2 protein-coding genes are annotated in these 854 nt (G+C 67.0%); both read right to left on the bottom strand.

The annotated features are described in order from the left end of the window. On the bottom strand, positions 1-369 hold a 369-nt coding region (locus tag DS837_RS31835), incomplete at its 3' end, for a thiamine pyrophosphate-binding protein (protein WP_247890241.1). 41 nt (positions 370-410) lie between these two features. Beyond that, on the bottom strand, positions 411-854 hold a 444-nt coding region (locus DS837_RS31830; protein WP_149168400.1), incomplete at its 5' end, for a GntR family transcriptional regulator.

The raw sequence follows: 854 nt of genomic DNA, 5'->3' as shown, positions 1-854 counted from the left end.
CTCGCGCTCCGACGAGCCGGAGATCAGGATCATCGGGAAGCAGTTGGTGGTGGCGTTGGCCAGCGCGGTCAGGCCGTTGAGGAAGCCCGGCGCCGAGACGGTCATGCACACGCCCGGCTTCTTGGTCAGGAAGCCGGCGATCGCCGCGGCGTTGCCGGCGTTCTGCTCGTGGCGGAAGGAGATGACCCGCAGCCCCTCGCCCTGGGCCATGCGCAGCAGGTCGGAAATCGGGATGCCCGGCACGACGTAGAGGTTCTCGATGCCGTTGAGCTTGAGGGCATCGATGACGAGCTGGAAACCATCCGTCAGCGCCGGTTCCGCATCGGTGGCGGCCGTGGCTTGGTTGTTGAGGACTGTGACGGCTGACATAAGGGTTACTCCTCCCCGACTCTTATTCGGTTCACGATCGGTCAATCGAGAAAATCGCAGTGCTGTTCGACATGGCGGGCCAGCCCCAGCGTGTGCTCGCGCACCCGCCGCTCGGCCAGGTCGGCGTCGCGCCGGGTCAGGGCGTCGATGATGTCGCGGTGCTCGACGATGGACGTCTCGGCCCGGCCGCCGCGGCGCATGGTGACGCGGCGGATGGCCCGCATGTGGATGAAGAAGCGGTCGGTCAGGTCGGCGATGAGCGTGCAGCCCGAGGCCTGGATGATCGACTGGTGGAAGGCGACGTTGGCGTCGGAATACTCCAGCACGTGGTCGGCCAGTTCGCCTTCGGCGAAGCGGTCGAAGGTCTCGTGCAGGTCGGCCATGCCGCGCTCGTCGGCGCGCTCGACGAAGAGGCGGGCGGCCATGCCCTCCAGCGCCGCGCAGACGGTGATCATCTCGATGATCTCCGCCTTGGTCTTGCGCAC

Origin of the sequence: Azospirillum brasilense, assembly GCF_008365405.1 — a bacterium.
In the GTDB taxonomy this organism is placed as follows: Bacteria; Pseudomonadota; Alphaproteobacteria; order Azospirillales; family Azospirillaceae; genus Azospirillum; species Azospirillum brasilense_D.
Note: the sequence above shows the minus strand (reverse complement) of the source record. Positions and strands in the feature narration are given on the sequence as shown.